This is a genomic window from Tissierella simiarum (assembly GCF_018917865.1).
Lineage (GTDB): Bacteria > Bacillota > Clostridia > Tissierellales > Tissierellaceae > Tissierella_C > Tissierella_C simiarum.
Genome location: NZ_JAHLPM010000015.1, coordinates 63,304 through 87,719 on the forward strand (window position 1 = coordinate 63,304; position 24,416 = coordinate 87,719).

The 24,416-nt window shown below is 32.5% G+C and carries 34 protein-coding genes; 33 read left to right on the forward strand and 1 reads right to left on the reverse strand.

Annotation, left to right across the window (positions count from 1 at the left end; all coding sequences use genetic code 11):
* The first annotated feature begins 1 nt into the window (after window position 1).
* From KQI42_RS15805 to KQI42_RS15840, 8 genes are all read left to right on the forward strand, one after another.
* Window positions 2–1,372 (forward strand): sigma-70 family RNA polymerase sigma factor, encoded by a 1,371-nt coding sequence (locus tag KQI42_RS15805; protein WP_216521187.1) that lies wholly within the window; start codon window positions 2–4, stop codon window positions 1,370–1,372.
* A 21-nt stretch (window positions 1,373–1,393) separates the two neighbouring features.
* The gene (locus KQI42_RS15810) at window positions 1,394–1,852 is read left to right on the forward strand and encodes a hypothetical protein (RefSeq protein WP_216521188.1); all 459 of its coding nucleotides are present in this window, start codon (window positions 1,394–1,396) and stop codon (window positions 1,850–1,852) included.
* A gap of 36 nt (window positions 1,853–1,888) precedes the next feature.
* Complete coding sequence (locus tag KQI42_RS15815; RefSeq protein WP_216521189.1) at window positions 1,889–2,068, forward strand: hypothetical protein; 180 nt, start codon at window positions 1,889–1,891, stop codon at window positions 2,066–2,068.
* A gap of 174 nt (window positions 2,069–2,242) precedes the next feature.
* Complete coding sequence (locus tag KQI42_RS15820) at window positions 2,243–2,998, forward strand: DNA adenine methylase (RefSeq protein ID WP_216521190.1); 756 nt, start codon at window positions 2,243–2,245, stop codon at window positions 2,996–2,998.
* 106 nt (window positions 2,999–3,104) lie between these two features.
* Complete coding sequence (locus KQI42_RS15825; RefSeq protein WP_216521191.1) at window positions 3,105–3,806, forward strand: hypothetical protein; 702 nt, start codon at window positions 3,105–3,107, stop codon at window positions 3,804–3,806.
* Window positions 3,807–3,945: 139 nt separating this feature from the next.
* The gene (locus KQI42_RS15830) at window positions 3,946–4,473 is read left to right on the forward strand and encodes a transposase (protein ID WP_216521192.1); all 528 of its coding nucleotides are present in this window, start codon (window positions 3,946–3,948) and stop codon (window positions 4,471–4,473) included.
* Entirely contained in the window at window positions 4,460–5,854 is a 1,395-nt protein-coding gene (locus KQI42_RS15835; RefSeq protein ID WP_216521193.1) for a hypothetical protein, read from the forward strand. The genes KQI42_RS15830 and KQI42_RS15835 overlap by 14 nt, the downstream gene beginning before the upstream one ends.
* A 5-nt stretch (window positions 5,855–5,859) precedes the next feature.
* Window positions 5,860–6,087 carry a hypothetical protein gene (locus tag KQI42_RS15840; protein ID WP_216521194.1) on the forward strand — a complete coding sequence of 76 codons (228 nt, stop codon included), beginning with the start codon at window positions 5,860–5,862 and terminating at the stop codon, window positions 6,085–6,087.
* 33 nt (window positions 6,088–6,120) lie between these two features.
* On the opposite strand, the gene KQI42_RS15845 is transcribed toward KQI42_RS15840, so the two are convergent.
* Window positions 6,121–6,339 (reverse strand): hypothetical protein, encoded by a 219-nt coding sequence (locus KQI42_RS15845; RefSeq protein WP_216521195.1) that lies wholly within the window; start codon window positions 6,337–6,339, stop codon window positions 6,121–6,123.
* Window positions 6,340–6,456: 117 nt separating this feature from the next.
* On the opposite strand from KQI42_RS15845, the gene KQI42_RS15850 reads away from it, so the two are divergent.
* The 25 genes from KQI42_RS15850 (at window position 6,457) to KQI42_RS15965 (ending at window position 24,141) form a co-directional block, all read left to right on the forward strand.
* Entirely contained in the window at window positions 6,457–7,962 is a 1,506-nt protein-coding gene (locus KQI42_RS15850) for a hypothetical protein (protein ID WP_216521196.1), read from the forward strand.
* Window positions 7,949–9,175 carry a phage minor capsid protein gene (locus KQI42_RS15855; protein ID WP_216521197.1) on the forward strand — a complete coding sequence of 409 codons (1,227 nt, stop codon included), beginning with the start codon at window positions 7,949–7,951 and terminating at the stop codon, window positions 9,173–9,175. Before KQI42_RS15850 ends, KQI42_RS15855 begins: the two co-directional genes overlap by 14 nt.
* Window positions 9,176–9,402: 227 nt before the next feature.
* Window positions 9,403–9,975, forward strand: a complete 573-nt coding sequence (locus tag KQI42_RS15860; RefSeq protein ID WP_216521198.1) for a phage scaffolding protein — start codon at window positions 9,403–9,405, stop codon at window positions 9,973–9,975.
* A 23-nt stretch (window positions 9,976–9,998) separates the two neighbouring features.
* The gene (locus KQI42_RS15865) at window positions 9,999–10,883 is read left to right on the forward strand and encodes a hypothetical protein (protein ID WP_216521199.1); all 885 of its coding nucleotides are present in this window, start codon (window positions 9,999–10,001) and stop codon (window positions 10,881–10,883) included.
* A gap of 12 nt (window positions 10,884–10,895) precedes the next feature.
* The gene (locus KQI42_RS15870) at window positions 10,896–11,141 is read left to right on the forward strand and encodes a hypothetical protein (RefSeq protein ID WP_216521200.1); all 246 of its coding nucleotides are present in this window, start codon (window positions 10,896–10,898) and stop codon (window positions 11,139–11,141) included.
* Window positions 11,142–11,173: 32 nt separating this feature from the next.
* Window positions 11,174–11,539 carry a head-tail connector protein gene (locus KQI42_RS15875; RefSeq protein ID WP_216521201.1) on the forward strand — a complete coding sequence of 122 codons (366 nt, stop codon included), beginning with the start codon at window positions 11,174–11,176 and terminating at the stop codon, window positions 11,537–11,539.
* A gap of 2 nt (window positions 11,540–11,541) precedes the next feature.
* Window positions 11,542–11,877, forward strand: a complete 336-nt coding sequence (locus tag KQI42_RS15880) for a hypothetical protein (RefSeq protein ID WP_216521202.1) — start codon at window positions 11,542–11,544, stop codon at window positions 11,875–11,877.
* 1 nt (window position 11,878) lies between these two features.
* Window positions 11,879–12,253, forward strand: coding sequence for a minor capsid protein (locus tag KQI42_RS15885; protein WP_216521203.1), 375 nt, complete (start codon window positions 11,879–11,881; stop codon window positions 12,251–12,253).
* Window positions 12,250–12,639, forward strand: coding sequence for a minor capsid protein (locus KQI42_RS15890; protein WP_216521204.1), 390 nt, complete (start codon window positions 12,250–12,252; stop codon window positions 12,637–12,639). Before KQI42_RS15885 ends, KQI42_RS15890 begins: the two co-directional genes overlap by 4 nt.
* Window positions 12,640–12,646: 7 nt before the next feature.
* Complete coding sequence (locus tag KQI42_RS15895; protein WP_216521205.1) at window positions 12,647–13,093, forward strand: phage tail tube protein; 447 nt, start codon at window positions 12,647–12,649, stop codon at window positions 13,091–13,093.
* Between the two features lie 11 nt (window positions 13,094–13,104).
* Window positions 13,105–13,275 (forward strand): hypothetical protein, encoded by a 171-nt coding sequence (locus tag KQI42_RS15900; protein WP_216521206.1) that lies wholly within the window; start codon window positions 13,105–13,107, stop codon window positions 13,273–13,275.
* Window positions 13,268–13,594: a hypothetical protein gene (locus KQI42_RS15905; protein ID WP_216521207.1), complete on the forward strand. Its 327-nt coding sequence runs from the start codon at window positions 13,268–13,270 to the stop codon at window positions 13,592–13,594. Before KQI42_RS15900 ends, KQI42_RS15905 begins: the two co-directional genes overlap by 8 nt.
* Window positions 13,595–13,613: 19 nt before the next feature.
* Window positions 13,614–13,946, forward strand: coding sequence for a Gp15 family bacteriophage protein (locus KQI42_RS15910; RefSeq protein WP_216521222.1), 333 nt, complete (start codon window positions 13,614–13,616; stop codon window positions 13,944–13,946).
* A 66-nt stretch (window positions 13,947–14,012) separates the two neighbouring features.
* Window positions 14,013–14,453, forward strand: a complete 441-nt coding sequence (locus KQI42_RS15915) for a PH domain-containing protein (RefSeq protein ID WP_216521208.1) — start codon at window positions 14,013–14,015, stop codon at window positions 14,451–14,453.
* A gap of 61 nt (window positions 14,454–14,514) precedes the next feature.
* Entirely contained in the window at window positions 14,515–17,886 is a 3,372-nt protein-coding gene (locus KQI42_RS15920) for a phage tail protein (protein ID WP_216521209.1), read from the forward strand.
* Between the two features lie 11 nt (window positions 17,887–17,897).
* Entirely contained in the window at window positions 17,898–18,242 is a 345-nt protein-coding gene (locus KQI42_RS15925) for a hypothetical protein (RefSeq protein ID WP_216521210.1), read from the forward strand.
* An 8-nt stretch (window positions 18,243–18,250) separates the two neighbouring features.
* Window positions 18,251–19,879, forward strand: a complete 1,629-nt coding sequence (locus tag KQI42_RS15930; RefSeq protein WP_216521211.1) for a hypothetical protein — start codon at window positions 18,251–18,253, stop codon at window positions 19,877–19,879.
* A complete protein-coding gene (locus tag KQI42_RS15935; RefSeq protein WP_216521212.1) occupies window positions 19,879–20,061 on the forward strand; it encodes a hypothetical protein in 183 nt (60 codons plus the stop codon). The genes KQI42_RS15930 and KQI42_RS15935 overlap by 1 nt, the downstream gene beginning before the upstream one ends.
* Window positions 20,062–20,063: 2 nt before the next feature.
* Window positions 20,064–20,984, forward strand: a complete 921-nt coding sequence (locus KQI42_RS15940; RefSeq protein ID WP_216521213.1) for an Ig-like domain-containing protein — start codon at window positions 20,064–20,066, stop codon at window positions 20,982–20,984.
* On the forward strand, window positions 20,984–21,592 hold the full coding sequence (locus tag KQI42_RS15945; protein ID WP_216521214.1) for a hypothetical protein: 609 nt from the start codon (window positions 20,984–20,986) through the stop codon (window positions 21,590–21,592). Before KQI42_RS15940 ends, KQI42_RS15945 begins: the two co-directional genes overlap by 1 nt.
* Window positions 21,593–21,595: 3 nt before the next feature.
* Window positions 21,596–22,585 (forward strand): hypothetical protein, encoded by a 990-nt coding sequence (locus KQI42_RS15950; protein ID WP_216521215.1) that lies wholly within the window; start codon window positions 21,596–21,598, stop codon window positions 22,583–22,585.
* A 26-nt stretch (window positions 22,586–22,611) separates the two neighbouring features.
* Window positions 22,612–22,911 carry a hypothetical protein gene (locus KQI42_RS15955; RefSeq protein ID WP_216521216.1) on the forward strand — a complete coding sequence of 100 codons (300 nt, stop codon included), beginning with the start codon at window positions 22,612–22,614 and terminating at the stop codon, window positions 22,909–22,911.
* Between the two features lies 1 nt (window position 22,912).
* On the forward strand, window positions 22,913–23,038 hold the full coding sequence (locus KQI42_RS21475; protein ID WP_281420481.1) for a hypothetical protein: 126 nt from the start codon (window positions 22,913–22,915) through the stop codon (window positions 23,036–23,038).
* A gap of 54 nt (window positions 23,039–23,092) precedes the next feature.
* Entirely contained in the window at window positions 23,093–23,503 is a 411-nt protein-coding gene (locus KQI42_RS15960; protein WP_216521217.1) for a phage holin family protein, read from the forward strand.
* Window positions 23,500–24,141, forward strand: a complete 642-nt coding sequence (locus tag KQI42_RS15965; protein WP_216521218.1) for a peptidoglycan recognition protein family protein — start codon at window positions 23,500–23,502, stop codon at window positions 24,139–24,141. The genes KQI42_RS15960 and KQI42_RS15965 overlap by 4 nt, the downstream gene beginning before the upstream one ends.
* The last annotated feature ends 275 nt before the right edge of the window (window positions 24,142–24,416 follow it).

Consider the following 24,416-nt stretch of genomic DNA (forward strand, 5'->3'; position numbering starts at 1 on the left):
GTTGTTAGATGAAAAAATAAATAAGATGATAGAGGAAAATTTAAAGTTAGTACCCTTTGTAGTTCATTCTAAATTTAAGGTAGATGTATCTAAGAATCCTGATTTATTAGATGAATATATAAGTATTGGAAATATAGGATTGATTAAAGCATGCGAAGGTTTTGACGAAAATTTTGGAGGTGCATTTAGCACTTATGCAGTTCCTATTATTTGGGGTGAAATCCAAAGGTTTAGAAGAGACGTTAAAAATAGTGTTAGACTTCCAAGAAGGCTTCATAAGGCAGGAATAGAATATGGTAGAGGGATTAATGAAAACAAGGATATTGATACTATTTGCAAAGAATCAGGAATTAAGAAAGAGGATATTGAGGAGTGGCTGGCAACTAAAGATATAGTAAATTTAGATACTCCTGTACGAGATCCTAAAAACGAGGGTTCTAATTTAACAAGATTAGATATGTTAACGGATAATTTTAATATAGAGGAATTTGTAATAGAGGATATGAAATATAAAGAAAAGATGGAGATTCTTGAAAAAGTCTTGAGTGATATAGAGTTTAAAATTGTTAAGTTAATTGAATCGGGAGTATATAGACAGAAAGATATAGCAAAAGAGATAGGAGTATCACAAGCACAAATAAGTAGAATTCTTAAAAAAATGACTGAGATAGTAGGACCTGTCATTGAAGAATACTATTCAGGAAAGATATCGTGGAATGAGCTTTGTAGCAAATTGAGCATAAAAGAAAAAGTGTCTAGTAGTGCGTTTTTCGATTCAATATGTATTGCATTAAGAAATAAGTTTAAGAGTGCAGATATTGAAGTTACAAAAGCAACAATCATTGAGAAGTTGAGAGAATTAGGGATTAATGAAAATTCTTTAACTGAAAATCAAATAGATAAGCTATTAAATGAATTGGAGGTTTTCAATGTGAAAAAATTTGAAAAAGAAATAAATGAGTTGTGTAAGTGGCTGATGGATAATCCAGGAGAGGAATTAAATATGGGTGAAGAATTGAAAAAACTTGGAATGTCTAGAAGCAGTATTAGTTACTATAGGGGAACTATTAAAGATAAAATACTTGAAAGATTAAAGGATCAAGGGTTAGACATTAGAGAAGTTCCTTATGGAGCTAAAGGGACAAGATTAGTTCTATATTCAAAAGAGCAGCCTATTATATCTGGGGAAGAACTAACAATACCTGTAGAAGAAATAAAACCATTAGAGAATAATATATTATTGGATATTGCAGATATACCACTTAAGGATTATAACTTAGAATTCGCAGAAGCATTGCAGAAATCTTTATCTATGTTAACAAGATTCGGAAAAAGAGCAGTATTAGATATTAAAGTAAGAGAAGTTAGCTAAATAAGGAAGGGGTAAAAACATATGAACTACATCAAAGAAGCAGAAAATTATTTGAAACACTATGGGGATATGTATGAAAGTATAGAAAATATGGACAAGGAAATATCTAGATTAATTAGGGAATCAGGACCACAAGATATTACAGCTATACAATATGACATTACAGGTATACCTGGAGGATGTAAACAAGATGAAGCGATCAATGTTTTATTTAAAATTCAAATATTAACGGAAAATAGACATAATACAAAAAAAGAACTTGAAAAGATAGATAAAATTTTAGATGAGATATCTGAAGAAGAAGGCTGTGAGTTTTATGGACAAGTATTGAGAAAATGGTATATAGAAAGAGTTCCTAAGGAAGATATAGCAGAATCTATTGGATATTCTAGCAGGCAATCAATATATACACTAAAGGGTAAAGCTATTAGAAAATTTTCTATAAGATTATTTGGCCTTGAAGCTTTGAAAATGATATAGAATGAGGGGATTCAAAAACTATAGAGGAGTGAGATTGTGGAGGATAAAATTGAAGAATCAATAAAGTTCTTAGAAGAAAATAATTACATCATTATAAAACGTACAAAGAAAATGTTTGAGGACATGGAAGAATGTGAGGAAATGCAGGTAAATGGCATATATAAAGAGTGTTTAAACTGTTCATGTAATATATGCGTTTGTAATCAATGGACATAAATTTGGAAAAACTCTAGACAGTTTTTTGATTTTAAATATGTTAATATGATATTGAGTAAAAATAGCAGTCAAGATTACGAGTTAATTACCTCCTTTCTTGACTGCTTTTCCTATTTGTTTTGGTGTGACGGGCGGTGTATATAACCCAAGATCAAAATAAAAGGAAGTGTTATTATGTTGAAACCGCCGATATCACGATTGGGTGGAAAATCAAAATTGAGAAAAACAATTATTGAAATGATACCAGAGCATATATGTTATGTAGAGTTATTCTTTGGTGCTGGATGGGTTTACTTTGGAAAAGAAGCTTCTAAAGTGGAAGTAATAAATGACATAGACAGAGAACTGATAAACTTATTTAAAATGATTAAATATCATGCACCAGAGATAGAAAGGATGTTAGAGTATGAATTTAGTGGCAGAGATATGTTTGAAGAATATAAGAACTATAACATAGAATATTTAACAGAGATAAATAGAGCTGTAAGGTTTTTATATTTAATAACACAAAGCTTTGGAAGTAAAGGCGATCATTATGGATATGGTACAAATACAAAGCCTAAGCCACAAATATTCTATAAAAATGTTTTAAGTGATTTAAAGGAGAGACTTAGAAACACTTATGTAGAGAATCTAAGTTTTGAAAATATAATTGATAAATATGATAGAGAGTATACTTTCTTCTTCGCAGATCCACCTTATTTAGGGACCACAGGATATGAACATGAATTTGGAGAGAAAGAGCATTTATTACTTAGAGATAAGTTAAGTAATCTAAAAGGTAATTTCCTATTAACGATTAATGATCATGAAATTACAAGAGAATGGTATAAGGACTTTAATATTAAAGAAGTAGAGGTATCTTATAGCGTATCTAAAGAACAGAAGGCTAGGAAAAAATATGGGGAACTGATTATAACTAATTATTAATTAGAAATAGTATTGTATTTATTCAACATGTCGAAACTTGCGATATATTTATGTAGGATTTTACCCTTTCTTGTAGAAGTAATAGAGGGAAAGGAGGAGCCATATAATGCAAGAGAATATACAAGTTTTTGTAAAATTCGGGGGAAAGAAAGATTTAGAACAACTCCAGAAAGGATACGTCCGTATGGGGAATAGGGATATATATGAGAATTTTAAAGTAGAGGATTATGAAATTAATAAAAAAGGAATAAAGAATGAAAATGAATCAACACTATTTAAATTAGGAAATAACATTAAAATCATAGACGATCCAGACACTTACTACATACCTATATTTTGTTTATCTCAATTTGAAGTAAATAAAGTTTCCGTAGATCGGATTAAATTTAAATTTACAGATGAACAAATAAAAAAAATTCCAACAGCGTTTGGGGATCATGCATTGATAATAAACAAAAGTATGTTTATTGATAATTTTGTTAAAAATGCTGAGACTAAAAAATTAATGCCGGAACATAAAATGGTCAAATATAGCGATTCTATTTTTTTAAAGAGCCCTATAGAAGAACTTTTAAATAGCGGAATATTAGAAAGTGGGAAAATAGTAATTGGGGATATCGATAGAGATTTTTTAGACAACTCTTTCTTCGAACTTCCAACAATACATAAATATCAAACTGAATATAGGTTTATATTAATGAATGAGAGATCCAAAGATTATTTTTATTTTAAAATAGATACAATATATAAATATTCAAAATTATTAAAAGTAGAGGATTTGTTAAATAGTGGCACAATACAATTATAGAAAAAGGGAATTTAAAATAGCTAAATAGCCATTAAAATACAGTACTTAATAATAAATGCCTTGACTAAAATATAAAAAATAACATCAGCACTCAATACTGAGTGCTTTTTCCATACATATTTTTAAGGTAGGTGGTGATATGAAGAAGAAAAAAGGTGGTAGACTTAGCAAATATGAGTCAGAATGGAAAGATAAATTAATAGTTATAGAAGGATGGGCAAGAGATGGACTTACAGATGAGCAAATAGCTAAAAACATGGGGATTAGTCCTAGTACATTATATGAATGGAAAAAGAAGTATTCGGAGTTTTCGGAGGCCCTAAAAAGAGGCAAAGATGTAATAGATAGAGAAGTAGAAAATGCTTTATTAAAACGTGCTTTAGGTTATGGATATGAAGAAGTAACCAAAGAAAGAATGATTAAAAAAGATGTGAAAGGCGATCCTATGACTGATTTACATGGATTTCCAATATCTGAAATGGTTACGACCAAGATAGTGACAAAGCAGGTAGTACCAGACACTACAGCACAAATATTTTGGCTGAAGAATAGAAAACCAGAACAGTGGAGAGATAAACAAGAAGTTACTCATAGTGGTTCTGTAGATGCAGGTCTTGAAAAACTTAATTCAATACTAAATCAGGTAAAAAGAAATGACGGAAGCTAAAGAAAAAAAGGAACTAGTCCCACTATCAGAAAAATATCTAGATTTTATGTCTTATAATGCTCCGGTAGAGTTTCTTGAAGGAACTACATTTGCTGGAAAGACTACAATAGGTGTTGTAAAGTGGATGCTAAAAGTAGCAGATTCACCTAAGAAACAACATGTACTTGCAGGACTAGATCTTGGAACAATAACTAAAAATATAATTACAAAAGACTATGGAATCTTAGATATCTTTGGACCATTAGTTACTTTTAATAGTTCGGGGAATAAGGATGAGCCATTACCTCATATTCTCTATCGTACAGCCCAAGGAGATAAGACAATATATATCATGGGTTATGATAATAAAAAGAGATGGCAAAAGGCTCTAGGAGGCCAGTATGGATGTCTTTATATTGACGAAATCAATACTGCAGACATGGATTTTGTAAGAGAATCATCTATGAGATGTGATTACATGATGGCTACACTTAATCCCGACGATCCTTCATTGCCTGTTTACAAAGAATACATTAACTGCAGTAGACCGACAAAAAAGTGGAAACATACAGTGCCAAATGAATTATTAAGCATGTTAAATGAACCAGCTAAGCCTAATTGGACTTACTGGTTTTTCTCATTTGAGGATAATGCCGCATTAACAGATGAAAAGAAAGAACAAATAATATTGAATGTACCTAAAGGCACTAAACTACACAAAAACAAGATTCAAGGATTAAGAGGTAGAGCAACAGGGTTAATATTCCCTAACTTTAGCAGGAAGAATAATGTAAGGTCCATTGATTGGCTTAAAAAGAGAATGGCTGATAAGAAGGACCCTCTAAAGTTTGTACATTTCTCATGTGGAGTGGATACAGCATATTCACAGGAAAGCCCTGATACGATTTCATTTATATATCAAGGAATCACTGATAAAGGACAATTGATAATCCTGGATGAAGAGGTTTACAACAATGCTAGTTTAGAAGTACCTTTAGCACCAAGTGATATTCCTCCAAGACTTATAGCTTTTCTAGAGAGGAATAGAAAGAAATGGGGATTTGCTAGAGATGTATTTATTGATAATGCAGACCAAGCAACCATTACAGAACTTAAGAAATATAAAAGGCAGAATGGTAGCATTTATAATTTCCTTAATGCCTACAAGAAAGTAGAAAGAATAGACAGAATTCATTTACAGCTAGGATGGTTAAATGTAAATGATATTAAGACTGAAGCCGATTATATAGTATTAGATCATTGTGTTAACCATATAGGAGAATTAGAAGCTTATAGTTGGAAGGAAGATAAGTACGAGCCTGAGGATAAAAATGACCATACAATTAATGCTTCACAATATGGTTGGATACCATTTAGAACAAAGATAGGAATAGGAGGATAAGAAAATTGCGGAAAGGATATTACCTTAATGATCATAAAGAGGGATTGAGTTGGTGGGAAGATACAGGAATACGCACAGTAAATAATGGGTTAATTCTGGAACTAAGAAGCAAACCAATCATAGGAGAAGATGGCCAGAAGTTTTATAGAAGGAGGCTCTTCTTTTGGAGGGATATAGGAAAGAAAATTTTTAGTAGGAAAGAAGAAGCTATAAAAAATTCTAAAAGAATCTGAGTATCCCTAAACATTGGGATACTCAGATGATAGTTAATAGTAAACTTTTAGTTTAGAAATTATACCATTTTCTTTTTCATAGTCGTCTTCTTTAATCTGAATAGTAGTGTCTGGGGTTTTCAGAAGCACGCCAGCTGTTATAATACCCTGAAGCTCGATAGGAAAAAGAATAAAGTCTCCACGTTGGTCAGAACCTGGAGTACCTTCGTAAGTACCAGTTTCTATGAAATTATCAAGAACAGTATATAGCATAATAAATTCTCCTTTCTAATGTACTTGGCTTGGCAGAGCCTGTACTTATATTATAGGAAAGTATGGAAATGTTTTCTAGTATTAGCTATATAAAAATACAGTATAGGAGGTTAAATTATGGGATTGAAAGAGGTGATAAAGAACATGGCAATGAAATTACTTAACATACAACCTGCAACAGATAATTCAATATCAATTAAAGAGCCTTTATCTCATGCAGGGACAGTATTAAGAAATAGAATATGGTATAGAGGTGATCCCTCTGAACTAGACCAATTTTTTAAGCAGACTGCAACTGATGATGTAGGCAAGTCTAGATTTTGGGCAGCAGTACCAAGTGCCGATTCAAGTATAAGAAAATTCCATAGTGGTTTACCTGGTGAAATAGTAGATAAGTTGGCTGATATTGTGATAGCCGACTTAGATAATATTGAGTTAACTGAACAGGAACTATGGGATGAGATAGCATTAGACAATAAATTTAGTGATAAAATATTAGGTGGAGCTATTAAAGATACTCTAATATGTGGTGATGGAGCTTTTAAATTAAGCGTAGATACAGAGATAACTGAATATCCTATAATAGAATTCTTCAGTGGTTCAGATGTCGACTATAGATATAAAAGAGGAAGGCTCCAGGAGATAGTATTCTATGCGTATTATACACATGACAAAGAAACCTATAGATTAGAAGAAATATACGGTAAAGGCTATATAGACTATAAGCTGTATGATAAGCATGATAAAGAAGTACCCTTATCCAAGGTACCAGAAATAGCTCATTTAAGTAAGATTACTTTTACTGGTGATTTTATTATGGCCGTACCTATGAAATTCTTCAAGTCGCCTAAGTTTGAGAATAGAGGGAATTCCATATTTGAAAGAAAATCAGATAACTTTGATGCATTGGATGAAGTAATATCTCAATGGATAGATGCAATTCGTGCTGGTAGAGTGAAAACTTATATACCTGAGGATCTTATCCCTAAGAATCCAGATACAGGAGCACTAATGCGACCGAACCCTTTTGATAACCAATTTATAGGGGTGGGAAGTTCCTTGAAGGAGGAATCTAAGGAGCAAATAGAACAAAAACAAGCAGATATAAACTATACTGCATTTGTAGAAAGTTATGCCAATACCCTAGATATGTGTTTACAGGGGATAATCTCGCCTAGCACATTAGGAATTGATTTAAAGAAAACAGATAATGCAGAGGCCCAAAGGGAAAAGGAAAAAACCACACTCTATACTAGAGGAAAGATAATTGATGTGTTGAATGAAGTAATTCCTCTATTAATAGATACAACTTTGAAAGTACATGACACCATGAAAGGGAAATCTCCTGGAGAATATCAAGAAAATATAACCGTATCCTTTGGAGAATATGCAAGTCCTGACTTTGATTCTACTGTAGAGGTAGTAGGAAAAGCCAAGTCCTATGGAATAATGAGTTTAGAGCAGTGTATAGAAGAACTATATGGAGATACCTGGACTGATGAAGAAAAAACCCTTGAAGTTAAGAGAATAAAACTAGGTGATTCTGTAGTGGATGAACCTGCTACTAATATTGATGGCATGGAAGAAGATGAAGAAGAAGTGATAGAAAATGACGAGGAATAAGGACAAAGATAAGGCCTATAATATACGAGAAATATATCAGCAGATGGAATTAGATCTAATAGCTTCTATGAAAAGAAATCTATCTAGGCATCAAGAGGAAGAAGTAAAGCAAGGATTTAAATTTGAACAATGGCAATCTGTTAAATTAAGAGACTTAGAAAGATTTAGAAAAGAAAATATAAAAATTATAGGGGAATATGCTAGACCTATAGAGGAAATAATTCATAATACATTGACAGAAACCTATAAAAAATCCCAAGATAATGTTAATGAATTTATAAAAGAGATTAAAAATGAATATGTAAATGATGTATTTGTCAAATTACCAGGAGATTTAGATCCAATAAAGAAACCTATAGAATCTGAAACTATGCAGGATATGATAGAGGAAGCTTTAGAAAATATAAGAGTTTGGGAAGAAGCTCCAACACCTATTGATGATGTATTCTTTAGATCTAATGATAGAAAGTTTGATGCTTTAATAGAAACAGTAGAGAATGACTTTAAAAAGGCTAATTCAGCAGTCTTAAGAAGAATGGATGATATATACAGGCAAACTGTATTTAAGGCCCAGGTGCATTACAATCAAGGAGCTGTAAGTTTAGATAAAGCTATAGATATGGCAACAGAGGATTTTCTTAATAAAGGAATAGACGCTATTACTTACAAAGATGGTAAAAAAGTTAATATAGTCTCCTATGCAGAAATGGCATTAAGGACTGCAAACCATAGGGCATATCTTATGGCAGAGGGTAAGAAAAGGCAAGAGATTGGATTACATTTAGTTGTAGTATCGGCTCATGCTACAGCCTGCGAATACTGCATACCATGGCAAGGAAAGATAATTATTGATGATGTGTATGGCAGTGGTAAAAAGGAAGATGGACCATATCCATTACTTAGCGAAGCAATGGAAGCGGAGTTCTTACATCCGAATTGCAGGCATAACCTAAGTACTTATTTTCCTAACATAACTACACTTCCCAAAGTTCCTAACATGGAAAAGGTAGAGGAAAATTATAAAAGAGAACAAAGACAAAGGGCATTGGAAAGGGCGATAAGAAAGCAAAAAAGAGTAGTAGAAGGAACTGTAGACAAAGATAATCTAAAGGTTGAGAAGGATAAACTTAGGAAGCTTCAAGAGGAAATGAGGAATTATTTAAAAGAGAATCCACAACTAAGACGGGCTTATAGGAGAGAAAAAATATATTAGGAGGGATTTAATTGGCTACAGCTACACAGGTAACACTAATTATATGTTTAACATTAATAGGATTAACATTGATTAATAAAAGAGATAAGACCAATTAAGGTCTTTTTTTATTGTCCTAAATAAGACGTTAAACTGTTTAATATTACCCTAATGGCAGGGAATAAAAGCCATATCCCAAAACTAGGACTGGCTAGAATAAAAGGAAAGGGATTGAAAGGAGAATACAAATGGAGTGGTTAAAGGAATTATTAAAAGATTTACCTAATGCAACAGAATTAGAAAAAGCTATTGCTAAAGGAATAGGGGAAAACTTTGTATCTAAGGCGGATTTCAACACTGTAAATGACACTAAAAAACAATTAGAAGTTGATATTAAAGAAAGAGATACGCAACTTGAAACCCTTAAAAAGTCAGTAGGAGACAATGAAGAATTAAAGAAACAAATTGAAACTTTACAAGAAGATAATAGGACTAAAGATGAAGAGTACCAGAAACAATTAAAAGATTTACAACTTACTAACGCTATCAATTTAGCATTAAACGGTAAGGTGCATGATGTGGATTTAGTGGCTGGATTGGTGGATAAAGAGAAAGTAATTATAGGTAATGACGGGAATATAGTGGGATTGGATGAACAGATACAATCATTACAAGAAAATAAATCTTTCTTATTCAAAGGAGAAACTACAGATCCAAATAATCCTACTCCTGGATTCCAAAAGATAGGAAATCCACCACCTAATGATCCAGGGGCAATGGAAGATGCAATAGCCGCCGCTTTTGGAAATACAGAGAAATAATATAATTAAAGGAGAGATGTGTAATGCCAGCTATTAATTATGCTGAAAGATTTGAAAGACAAATAGAACAACAATTTGCAAGAGAATTGACATCTGCAAATATAGCAACAAACAATAGATATAGATTTATTGATGCACAAACAATCAGAATACCTACTGTGGAATTAACAGGATATAAGGACCATGCTAGAGATGGTTCGAAGAATAGGGGGAAGGTAGGAAATACCTATCAAGCACTTACCTTAACTCATGATAGAGATATTGAGTTTTATGTAGATGAAATGGATGTGGATGAGACTAATCAAGTTTTATCTGCTGCTAATATAACATCGGTATTTAACGAAGATCAAGCTATACCAGAAACTGATGCTTATAGATACTCTAAGCTTTATTCAGAGTTTGTGGCGCATGGCGGGACTGTAAACACTACTGTATTAACAGAAGGTAATATTCTATCCATATTCGATAAGATGATGGAAGATATGGATGAGGCAGGAGTACCTCAGTCTGGAAGAATTTTAAAAGTGACTCCCACCGTTTACACTATGCTTAAGAATGCAGAGGGAATCCAAAGGACCTTAGATGTTACAGGTGGTGCTAAGGGAATTAATAGAAATGTTAGATCCTTAGATGAAGTTACTATAGATACTGTACCATCAGATAGGATGAAAACGGCCTATGATTTTACAGAAGGATGGGTTCCAGCAGCAGGTGCTAAACAAATAAATATGATTTTATGCCATACATCTGGAATATTAGCCCCTATAAAAGTAAGGGATATTTATTTGTGGATGAAGGGTGAAACTCCTGAGTCAGCATATGGATATTTATATCAGAATAGATCCTTCCAAGACTTATTTGTTATAAAGGCTAAGAAGGATGCCATTGCTATTAATGCACAAGAATAGGAGGGATAATTTATGTATGCAGTTAAAGCTAATAGACAATATAAAATATCAGAAGATGAAAAGCAGAAATATATTGACTTAGGTTATAAAATAGCAGAACTAAAAGATAATAAATTAGTATTTGAGGAAGTAGAAACAGAAGAATCAAAGGAAATTGCTGAATTAAAAGCAAAAGTTAAGGAATTAGAAAAAGAATTAGAAGAAGTAAAGAAGGTTGAAGAAACTGATAAGAAAGCTAAAAAGGGAGAGGGCAAATAGCTCTCTCCTAAAGTTTTAAAGGGGTGAGTTATTTGGCTTATGTAGATTATGAATACTATAAAAATGAGTACAAAGGTAATTTAGATGAAGATACAGCTACTAAACTTTTGGAAGAATCATCAGATCAGGTAGATAGATTAACATATGGAAGAATAAGACGCAAAGGATTTAGTAACCTCACAGAGTACCAACAAGAAATGATTAAAAAAGCAGTATGCTATCAAGCTGATTTTATTAGTAACTATGGAGAGTACCTTAATATTCCTATTGATGGATATAGTGCTGGTGGTATAAGTCTATCATTTAGTAAGGACAATCAAGGCGCTGGTGGAGTTATAGCAGATAAGAAAACTTTAGATTATCTAAGTCAAACAGGGCTTACAGTTAGGAGGTTATAGCTATGAAACTTCCATTTCCTGATTGGCTATTGGTTACGCCTATTAAGGTTTACGTTGAATTACCTGGTGAAGATGGAGTTACTAATGAATTGATCTTTGATGGTAAATGTAACTTTAATGAAAAAAGTAAAACTGTAATGAATGCAGAAAGACAATTAGTAACACTATCAGGTTCCTGTATATTCAAAGGAGATATATATCCTAACAAGCCAATTAAAGGCTATATAACTCTAGTTGATGATGAAGGAAATAAGATTGAGAGTAGACAGATATATAACTATAGAAAGATTCGTAACCCTGATGGCTCAATATATTCTACAGAATTGGACTTGATGTAATATGAAAGTTAAAGCAAATATTAAACTCAATCAATCAAATATTAAGAAGATACAAGAGGGTATGGAGAAGTCATTACCTTTAATTATGGAAGCTATGAAAACAGAAATTAATAACATGCAAGTAGTCCCTAAAGAGATTGGTGACCTAGAAGAATCAGCGGTAGTGGGAGTAGAGGAAGGTAAAGGCTATATTAGTTATAATACACCTTATGCTAGAAGGTTATATTATCATCCAGAGTATGATTTTAGACAGGATAAGAATCCAAATGCTCAAGGTAGATGGTTAGATCCGTTTATTCATGGAGATAAAAAGGCTTGGCTGACTGTAGCTTTTGGTGAATTTCTTAAACAAAATTCTAGTGGGGTGATTGAATGATAACTGCAAGTGATTTTAAGGATTGGTTAAAAGAAAGGGTTGATTGTCCCACATGGTTTACTGGTGGACTTAGAGATACAAAAGAAAAGTCTATAGTTATTTACAATGGAAAAGCCTATACCAATCCAATGGCCATAGGTGGAGTACAGAACAGCTCTTATACAAGCAAAGGCATTAGGATATTAATACATTGGAATAAAAACATTAAAGAAAGTGAATTGAAAGCTCAAGAAGTATATAACTCTTTATTAGGACAAAGTGGAGTTATAGCAGGTAAAAGAGTAATACAGTTTAAAATGAGAGATTCGGAACCAGTTTACCTTGGTGTAGATAGTTCTGGAATTTATGAATATGTAATCGATTTAGAAATAATAATAGAAAGGTAGTGAAAGTATGGCTAATTTAGGAGTATATCCTGTTTTTAATATTGGTTTTAAGATTGGTACTAAAGGTAGGACAAGTGCCGAAGAAGATATGAAAGTTATAAAAGATATGGAAACTTTCTCCCCATCCATTGATGGAAATGTAGAAGAGTGGACACCAATGGATACGGAGGGATGGATTAGAAGACTAATGACTGGAAAGGGATTCTCTATTGCATTGAATGGTAAAAGGCATGTAGGTGATCCTGGCAATGATTATGTAGCGGCCTTAGCTTGGAAAAGTGGACTAGAATGTTCTTCTAAGGCAGCAATAGTATTTCCTGATGGAGATAAGCTTGAATTTGATTGTATAGTGAATGTTACTACACCTTTTGGTGGAGACAGTACTGGTGTATCTGGACTAGAGTTAGAATTACAAAGTGATGGCAAACCAACCTATGTACCAGCAGTACCTTAGGAGGTATTTAAATGAAAGTAAAGGTATTAAATAAATTCAATGACTTAAAAGAAAATAAAATAAGAGAAGTTGGAGAGATATTTGAGGTACCTAAGAAGAGGTATGAGGAAATAAACTCTACCTCTCATGGTACTTTAATTGAAGAAGTAAAACAAACAAAGGAGATGAAGGATAATGAGTAAAATAATAGACTTATCAGGTAAACTTACAAATGAAAGACCGAAGTTAAAACTAGCAGAAGATAAAGTATATGAAATAGATGATAGAAAGAATACCATATTAATGATGAATCAGAAAATGAGGAGTGCTGATATAGAAGATGTAGAGTTCATAGATGAGATGATAGAAATGTTATTAGGTGAAAAAGCAGCTAAAGAAATAAATGAAATGAATTTATCTATATCTAACTATCAATCAATCATGATAGCAATTATGGCAGCAATAACTGGTGAGGAGTACGAAGTAGCGGAGAAACGATTTCGTCAATCGGCAGATATATAGCAGCGGACAAAGCAGAGAGATATGGTTTGATTTATACGAAGATTGGGGGTTTATAGAAACTTCCTTTGCTATTCAGTATAATATTAGGCTAAGGGAAGAAACTGAGATGTCCTGGGGTGAATTTATAACTCTTCTAGGTGGAATAATGCCTAAAACTCCGCTGGGACAGATTATATCTATTAGGAGTGAAAATGATAAGGATACATTAAAACATTTTACCCCTGAGCAACATAGAGTTAGAAACGAATGGAGAAGTAGAAATACAAGTAAGATAGTTCAAATGGATAAAAAGCAAGTAGAAAGGCAAATAAAAGAATTTCAAGAAGCGTGTAAAAAAGCATTTGGCAAATAAAGGATTGAATCCCCGTATTGTATTTGGTATTATTAGGTTAATAATATATGATACGGGGGTGGGTTTGTGAGAGCAGACATCAAGACAGCTTTAGAAAAAAACAAAGAAATAAACCGACTGTTTAATACTTTTGGGTTTAAAAAGAACTATGAACGAATAGAAAATTATCTATCAGAAGATGAGACAGTACTTTATATAAGAAATGGCAATGTTAAAATAGATAACTCAGGAGAGTTAAAAGAAAGTGGATTTAGTATAAAAGATAAAACTCCAGTCATATTAGCAATTACAGATAAAAGAGTATTAATTTATTTTAGAGTTCTTTTTGACGAGAAACTTGAACAGATCCCAATTAAAGAAATAAGAACTTTTGATTTTAAGCGAAATGGATTAACATCATCTGTTTTTAGAATAACCTCGCTAACGAAAAGTGTCGATCTTGATTTGACTTGCAATGCGGATGAAGTAAAATTACTAAATGATACTTTGTTAACATTAATTAAATAAAAATAAGAGAGCATCTACTAACAAGTAGGTGCTTTTCTTATGCCTGAAAGGTGGTGAAATGATGGCAGATAGCACAAGTGTAGGAAAAATACAACTGGATGTAGAAATAAATCAGAAATCACTAAACATAGAAATGAATAAATTAGGTAAGATTTTTAATAATAGTTTTAAAAATATGTTTAGTGGAATGGTAGACCAAACTAATAATTTTATTAAAGATTCAATAGGTAGAATTAGCAATAGTTTTAAGAACTTTGCTCAGATGGGAGCAGGTTCTAGTGAAAAAATATCTAAAAGTGTAGAAAAAATGAATGCTCAATATGAAAAAACGCAGGTAGAAATAAGAAAAATACAAGAAGAATTAGCAAGTTTAGATGCACAAAGAGACGCTATAATTAACAATTATAAAGATATGCCGGCTTTTTCTGGTATGAGTAAAGATGAAAGTTTAGAGAAAATACTTAAAACTGATGCTGGGTTTCAAAAACTTACAGCTGAGATAGATAAATTAACAGCTAAATTAAATCCTTTAATGGCTAAAAATAAAAAACTAGCAGATGAAATAAAAAATACAGGAGAAGAAGCTGAAAATACGGGTAAAAGAATACGTAATTTAGGAAAGAAAAGTAATAAAGCAGGTAAAGACATAGACAAAGCTTCTCTAAAGACTAAATTATTCGGTGACGAGATGAAGAGAACCGGAACTAAAGCAACTGGTTTTGCCGCCATGATAAATAGATCCTTTAAATCTATCTTAAAAAGAATATTTGTCTATAATTTAATTCTTAAAGGCATACGTGGAATAATAAACTATACGAGTGCTGCATTAAAAACTAATCAACAATTCGTACATTCACTAAATATAATTAAAACTAATTTAATGGTAGCATTTCAACCTATTTATTCATTTATTCTTCCTGCTCTTAATGCTCTAACGAGAGGAGTAGCAACAGCAACAACTTATATAGCTGCTGCAATATCAGCTCTATTTGGAAAAACATATCAACAGAGTTACAATGCAGCTAAAAACTTGGACAGCACTAAAAAAGCTATGGCCGGATATGGAAAGGCAGCTAAAAAAGCAGGTAAAGATGCTCAAGGAGCTTTAATGGCATTCGACGAGATAAACCCACTTGATTCAAAGGATAAGGATGATGATTCTGGTGGTGGAGCAGGAGATTTTGAAATGACTATGCCTGACTTGGCCGCTATAGATATTGGCGGTATTGATAAGTTTAAAGAGATAATGGCAAGTGTATTCGAACCTTTTGTGTTGGCCTGGGAAAACGAAGGACAGAATACAATCAACGCAATGAAATATGCACTAGCTGAGATAAAAGAATTAATTAAGGCTATAGGTAATAGCTGGCTAGAAGTATGGACTGGTGGCACTGGGCAAGCAATATTAGAGACTACGCTTAGAATACTACAAAATATATTTGGATTGATAGGGGATATAGCTAAAGCTACTAGATTAGCGTGGGAAGAAAATAATTTAGGAACTCAATTAATGCAAACAATAGCTAATGCTATATTGAATATTCTAGGTTTAATAGAGCAAATAGGTATTAGCTGGAGAACTGTTTGGAATAATGGAACAGGGCAACAAATAATGTATACAATACTAAGGATATTACAAAACATATTTAAACTTATAGGAAATATAGCAAACTCATTTACTTTAGCCTGGACCAATGCAGGTACAGGCACTGCAATAATGCAAGCTATACATGACATAATACAGTCTATATTGGATGTAGTAGAAAGAATAGGGATATCACTAAATAATGTATGGGGTGAAGTAGGAAATGTAGTAGCTCAAACCTTTCTAAATATATTAAGAGCAACTTTAGAAACTTTGGTTTTCTTGGGTGAAAAATTAGTTTGGGTATGGGATCATGGTGGACAACATTTATTTGAAGGATTTTTAAAACTTGGAGCTAAAATATTTGAATTGGCTGGATACATCTATACTGAATTTGTACTTCCATTTATAGAATGGTTCGCAGATCTTATGGCTCCAGTTATTGCTGATTTAATGGAATGGGTAGGAAAGTTACTGGACAAGTTTACCGAATTGATTGACTGGTTATTGGGTGATGGTAAGCCTGTGCTAGATACAATAATCACAGTCTTAAAAGACATGGCTATAGCTTTTGGAATTGTTAAAGGTGCAATACTAATATATAACGTAGTTATGGGCATTGCAACAGCTGTTTCCACTGGATTTGGGGCAGTGATGGCTTTTATTACTTCACCAATAGGATTAGTCACATTAGCAATAGGTGGAATAATAGCTGGACTTAAACTTTTTGGAGTTACCATGGATGATATTAAAAATGCAGTAAAAAAATTTGTAGAAGGTGTAGTAGGGTTCTTTCATTGGCTTTGGGATGTTCTTGTTGGACATAGTATAGTCCCTGATATGGTAAATGCTATTATAGACTGGTTCAATAATCTATTTGAGTGGGTCATTGAAATTGTGAGTAATTTAGTAGAATCCATTGTAGAATTCTTTGTTAATCTATGGGAAACCATTACAGAAGTAACAACTGAGGCATGGAATAGCCTTAAAGAATTTCTAGTAGAGTTATGGAATGGTTTAAGTGAAAGTGTAACAGAAATATGGACTGCTATCAGCGAGTTTATAAGCAACATTTGGAATTCAATAAAAGAGAAAACTTCTGAAATATGGAACGCAATAAAAACTTTCCTTATAGAAAAGATATGGACTCCTATAAAAAATACTGCACAAACCATATGGAATAACATAAAGAAAGTTATATTAGATCCTATTATTCAAGCAAAAACTTCCTTGGAAGAAAAATGGACAGCTATTAAAAAGTATATCTTGGATAAATGGAATGAGATTAAGCAAGGTATCTCTAATATGAAAGATAAGTTAGTAGATGCAATAATGAATCCATTCAAGATAGCTGATAAAAAGATACATGACGTAATAGGAAGTGCTAAGGATTGGGGAAGAAACCTAATTCAAAACTTTATAGACGGAATAAAGGCAATGATAGGAAAGGTAAAAGATGCAGTTAAAAGTGTTGCTGATACTGTAGCTGATTTCTTAGGATTTCACTCTCCATCAAAGAAAGGTCCTGGTAGTGAAGCAGATCAATGGATGCCTAATCTGATGGGCATGTTGGCTGACGGTATAGAGGATAATATATATGAGGTATCCGCAGCAGTAAGTATGACTGCTGGAAGTATTCAACAAGGAATACAACCTAATACAGATGCAATGGCTAGTGCTGTAGGTAGTGCTGTTTTACAATCAATGCAGATGGCAGGAAGTAGTCAAAGTCAAGGTGATACAACAGTAGAATTCAACATAGATGGAGCTACATTCGCAAGAGTTGTAATTCCATATTTAGATAGTGAAAAGGGAAGGATTGGAGATCCAATAATACAACCAATTTAGGAGGTGTAGGTATGTTAATAATTGAAGGTGTAGATATGCCTACACCTACTGATTATGATATAGATGATGAAGAAATAAGTAAAGCGGATAGAAATGCGAATGCTTACATGTTAAAAGAACAGGTAGCCTTTAAATACAAATTAAATCTAAAATGGGCAATGCTAACCCCAGAGGAGACTAAAAAATTATCAAGAGTCAAAAAGAAAAACTCTTTTAATGTAAGCTTTATTGATTTAGAAAATGAAAGAGTTACTAAAGAGTTTTATGCAGGGACTTTATCAGCAAGAGGTATGCAGTATAAAGATGGAAAAATATTGTATTGGAAAGATGTAAGAATGAACATCATTGAAAGGTAGGTGTAAATATGATTAAAGTAAGTCAAAAATTTAAAGAATCTGTTTATGCACCTACTAGAAAAACTACTGCTAAAGTATTCTTTGAAATCCTAGATAATGAAGCCTACAATGATAATACTTCTACAGTAACAAGTGAAGCTCCTATAAGCAGGAAGCACCAGCTAACCAACAAAAAAAGAAATATGTCACACAGATACGCTACCTTTGAGCGAGATTACTTCAAGCTTGATGGTAGTTTTCATATTCCCCCTAAACCTCATGAGGGGGATAGTGAGTTAGGTTGGTGGAGTGGAGATATATGCAATGAAGAAGGTATATTTAATCCTTATCAAGTGCTAGAATTCAATTTTACAGAAGAGCATAATTCTATGGGATTAACCATAACCTTTGACACTATGGCCAATGAATATGCTAGTGATTTTGACATTGAAGTTTACGGGCTAGATGGCACCTTAATACACAAAGAAGTAGTTACAAATAACAATTACCATCTATATGTACTTATAAGAGGTCTAGATAACTATGGAAAAATAAAAATTATTATAAAGAAATGGGCTAAACCTTTTAGACGGGTTAGAATTACAGAAGTAGACTTTGGAGTTGTTAAAAATTATGAAGATGATAAGCTTATTAAACTCAATATAATAGAGCAGATGAATATAATTTCTGATACTATTCCTAGCAACGAAATTAAATTTACTATAGATAACAGCAGTAAAGAGTTTAATATATTAAATCCGGAAGGGTTTTATCGTTTCCTAAAAGAAAGACAAGAAGTTACTGCAGCTATAGGAGTAGAAATAAGAGAAGATGAATTTGAATATGTACCTATGGGTAAGTTTTATCTTACCGACTGGCAGAGTGACGAAGGAGCAATGACTACTACTTTTACAGCAAGGGACATATTTGAATTATTAGATCAGAAAGAATATGTAAGTATTACAGATACCAATTTATATGACTTAGCGGAGGATGTATTGGTTAAAGCAGAGGTTAAAAACTACTATATAGATGAAGAATTAAAAAATATTAATACATTAAGCTTTGAGAAGAAATTAAATAGCAGAAAAGCACTTCAATATATAGGGATAGCTGGGAAGGCTGCAATATACCAAGATAGGCAAGGGGTATTACAGATTAAACAATTTAAAATATTAGATGAAAGAGATACCCAGTATATCTATTTTACTGGTCCTGATATGTTTGCTGGAATGATATATGTAGCAACTGATGAAGGTTATGACATGAAAAACATAACCTTTGATAATGTATACAAAGAACCTCAAATTAAACTAGACAAGTTAGTTTATTCAATAGTCATGGTTATAAATGAAGAAGAAAAGCAGGAAGTAACTTTCTACAATGAAGGAATTAAGGAAGGGGTATCATTTAAAATTGACAATCCTCTTATAAATACAGTAAAACATGCTCAAGAAGTAGCAGAATGGATAATAGAAGAATACAACTTAAGAGCTATTTATAATATTAATTGGAGACAAAACCCTGCATTAGAATGTGGAGATATAGTTTTAGTAGAGGATTCTTTTAATGCTAAGAAACTATCCAGGATAATCAAACAGGAATTCAATTATCAAGGGTACCTAAACGGTAAGACGGAAACAAAGGGAGGGATTTAATGGGAAGCACAACTATTCTAAAACCAGTAATAAATACAGCAACTATAAATCCCAATCCGGTAAATCAAAATAATACATTTTTAATATCAATTAGTGTAAGCGAAGAGGAATTCCTAATAGAGCAGACTGTTATATACTGTGGAATGTTTATAACGGGACAGGAATTGGAAGGGGTGATATAAAGATGGCAATACAGCAAGTAAGAGTTCAGATAGACGGTACTTGGCATGTGTTAACTTATAATAGTTCAGTTAAAAAATATGAAAAAACAATAACTGCTCCAAATATAACTTCTTATAATTTAGATGGTCGCTATTATCCTGTTACTGTAGAAGCTACAAATACAGCAGGAACTAAAACAACTGTAAATGATACCACTTCAGGAATAGGAAGTAGCTTGAAATTAGTTGTAAAAGAAAGAATCAAACCTACTATAAATATAACTTCTCCAGGGGCAAATGCTTATATAATAAACAGTAAACAGCCTATTGTATTTCAGCTTAAGGATGAAGTTAATGGTTCGGGTGTAAATATATCTTCATTATCTTTAAAAATTGATGGTGGTACTGCTATAGGGAATGGATCTCCTGGTATGGTATGTACTAAAGTAACTAATGGATATGATTGTACTTACACACCTCAATCAGCTCTATCAGATGGATCTCATACAGTAACAATTAATGTATCGGACTTTGATGGCAATGTAGCCACACAAGCTTCTAGAACCTATACAGTAGATACAGTTCCACCAGTATTAAATATAACTAATCCTAGTGATAATTTTATAACCAATAAAGCTAGTTTAGTTGTTCAAGGTACAACAAATGATGTTACCTCAAGTCCTGTAACTGTAACAATTAAATTAAATGGAGCAGACCAAGGACCTATTACAGTATCAAATGGATCATTTAGTAAATCTATAACATTAAAAGAAGGTTCAAATACTATCATAGTTACCTCTAAAGATGCTGCCGGAAGAGAAACAATATCCACTATTAATGGAACCCTAGATACTTCAGTACCTCAAGTTACAAATGTTTCAATTACACCTAATCCAGTGGATTCGGGAGCAACAATGGTAATATCAGTGACGGTGAGTGGATAATGAACAGACAGTTATCTGTAGAATTACAGCCAAACATAGTGTACGTTTATGGAAAAGTAAACGGAAAGGAAGTACCTTGGAAGTTATCAGCTCCTAGAATTTGGTCTGCTGTAGTAGATAAAACACCAGATGGAATATATAAATTAGAGATAACAGCTTATAATGCAGCAGGGACTCAGACACATTATGAACTTACAACTTATGCTTCACCAGGATGGACTGATCCTAAAACCGACTGGACATATAAAGATTATTATAATTTCTGGGATCTAAATAGAGTAGAAAATAATGTAATTTATATATCAGAACTATTAACATTATTTGATGAAAAAGTGGACATAGAAACTTATATTGAAAGAAGTATTGATACTATAGAATTCGCTGAAAGTTTAAATAGAATAGAAAAAAATATAGATATTCTAGCTACAAGATATAAACCATCTGGATGGCAAGAAAGTAAGCTAGATTGGCAATATGATGATTCTTTTAGTTATGAAGATGCTAATAGGTTAGAAAGAAACTTAGAGCTACTTTATAAGCATTATAGAGGAAACTTAGACAGTTATAAATACTGTGGAATGATTAATGTAGGAGAGGAGGCAATATAAAAAATGGCTTATATAAAAACAGTATGGAAAAATAGAGAAGTAGAAAGACCTAGAACATTTACAAAAGTTGATAATGCCGATGGGACGATAACCCTAGTTCCATCAGAGGGTAAAATAATAGAACAAGGTACCCCTATTATAGCGGCTAATATGAACAATATTGAAAATGGAATAGAAGAAGCTATAACAAAAGCAGAACAGGCTTTTCAATCAGCCAGTGATGGTAAAACATTAATCGCTGGAGCTATTACTGGCAAAGGTGTACCTACTAATCCAAGCGATACATTTCAAAAGATGGCTGATAATATAAGTGCCATAGAAACAGATAAAACAGGAGATGCCACAGCAGTAGCAGGAGATATATTAAGTGGTAAAACTGCCTATGTGAAAGGGAAGAAGTTAACAGGTACTATGCCTAATAGAGGTGCAATAGATAATACTATAACAACTCAAGGAGGACAGATAGCAATACCAGCAGGTTATCATAATGGTAGTGGTAAAGTAAAAGCACAGTTTCCTAATTTAGATCCAAACAATATCAAGAAAGGAATTAACATTGGTGGGGTTGTGGGAAATTATGTAGGTGGATATAGTCTTTTTGTGCCAGGCGCTTACGATGATCCTTACTTTTCAATACGCACTATTGTAGATAAGGTTGGTACTTCTTATGAAACAATATGCAACTTTAAAACCATGGGCACACTTGGTAGGGTACGCTTAAAAGTACAAGGCTACAAACCTGCCGGCGGCTCAATGTCTTTTAGGCTATACAAAAATAACTCTTTAATTGAAACTCAGACTTTTGATGATTTCACTGGAGGATATGCCTATTTTGATTATCCTATTGAACTTAAGCTTGATGATGTTTTTAAAATAGAAGCAAAATCAATACGAAGCGACAACTCATATCATCATGATATGAGTGATGGGAGTATTTATTGGTGTCAAATGCAATACTGGCTAAATATAAGTGAGATTTTTATTAATATATAAATTAACTTAAAAGAGGAGGAGATACAATGCATTACTATGCAAAATTAAATGAAAACAATATATGTGTAGAGGTATTAACAAGGGCAAGAGAATTACCTAAAGACCTTGATGGGTTTATAAAGATTAATGATTACAACGAGACCCTACTATGGAGAAAATACGATAGTCAAACAGGTTGGTCCCAAGAAAGATTTGAACCTAGTATTGAAGCAGAATTACAAGAGAAAATACGAGAACTAGAACAAAAGACTACTAAAATAGAAGAGCTAGAAGGAACTATAATGGAATTAACAACTATCATAGCTCAATTACAAGGAGGTAATTAATATGACCTTTACAGAAAATAGCTACTTAGTAAAGTTTTATATAAGAAAAATTAATGAAGGTACCATAAGTAAGGATGATGTACCTAGTTTATATAATTTAAAAGAAGAAGTAGAGAAAATGATATAACCCTAAGAAGGGTATTTTTTATGCCCTTCTTTACTAAATTTTAGGAGGAATAAGATGAACCATAAAACAGTTTTTAATGGGATTATAGCAACTATAGGTACAGGATTAACTTACTTAATTGGAGGATGGAATACTTCATTGAAAATATTAGCTATATTTATAATAATGGATTACTTAACTGGGATAATGAATGGATTCATTAGCAAAAAATTATCTAGTTCAGTTGGATTTAATGGACTTCTTAGAAAAGCTGCTATATTTTTTGTAGTTATAATAGCTAATCAATTGGATATAGCAGTTAGTAATAACAATAATCTTTTCAGGACTATGGCTTGTTATTTCTACATAGCCAATGAAGGGATTAGTATAACAGAGAATATAGCTTTATTAGGTATACCACTGCCAGAGTTTATAGTTAAAACACTAAATAAGCTTAAAGATGATAATAATGAGGTGAAAGAATGATGAATTATAAAATAAATCATATCCCTATAGGTAAAATTAGACCAGGGACTAAAATAACACCAGAATTTATAACTATACATTCTACAGCTAATGAAAAGTCAACAGCATTAAATGAAAGAAATTGGCTTACTAATCCTTCTAATGATCGTATAGCTAGTTGGCATATAGTAGTAGATGAAAAAGAAGCAATAGAAGCTATACCGCTTAATGAGATAGCTTATCATGCAGGAGATAAAAAAGGCAATAACACAAGCATAGGCATAGAGATATGTGAAAGTGGAGATAGGGCTAAAACAATACAAAATGCTGTGGAATTAGTAGCTAAGATGTTATATGAGAGAGGTTGGGGAGTAGACAAGCTAAAAAGACATTATGATTGGAGTGGAAAGATTTGTCCTAGAATAATGTCTAATAATAATTGGGAAGGTTGGAGAGGATTTGTTATCTCTGCAGAGAGGGAGTTGAATAAATTGAAAGCAGGAGAAAAGTCTAATGTTAATCATGAACCTTCTAGTTGGGCTAAGAAGGAATGGGAATGGGCTAAAGACAAAGGACTATTAGATGGAAATAGACCTAAGGATTCTATTACTAGAGAAGAATTGGCAATAGTGTTGCATAGATTAAAGGAAGGAAAATAATATATTAAATTTTATACTAAAAATATTAATATCTAAAAAAGAATTGGATACACTAATATAAGGTAAGGTTGTGTATTTAAAAGATTACTTAAAGCAGGAGAAAGACCTATTAGGGTGTAAGAAAGATTCAGTAGTAAGTAAAAGGCGATAACAACAAATCATTTTAACCTCTTATTAAAGACCAGGATTAATTTCTTGGTCTTTTTTTAATCTTAAAACTAAATTTTATACTATAACGACATATTTTATTATTAGATAGCATATTTATAGTAATG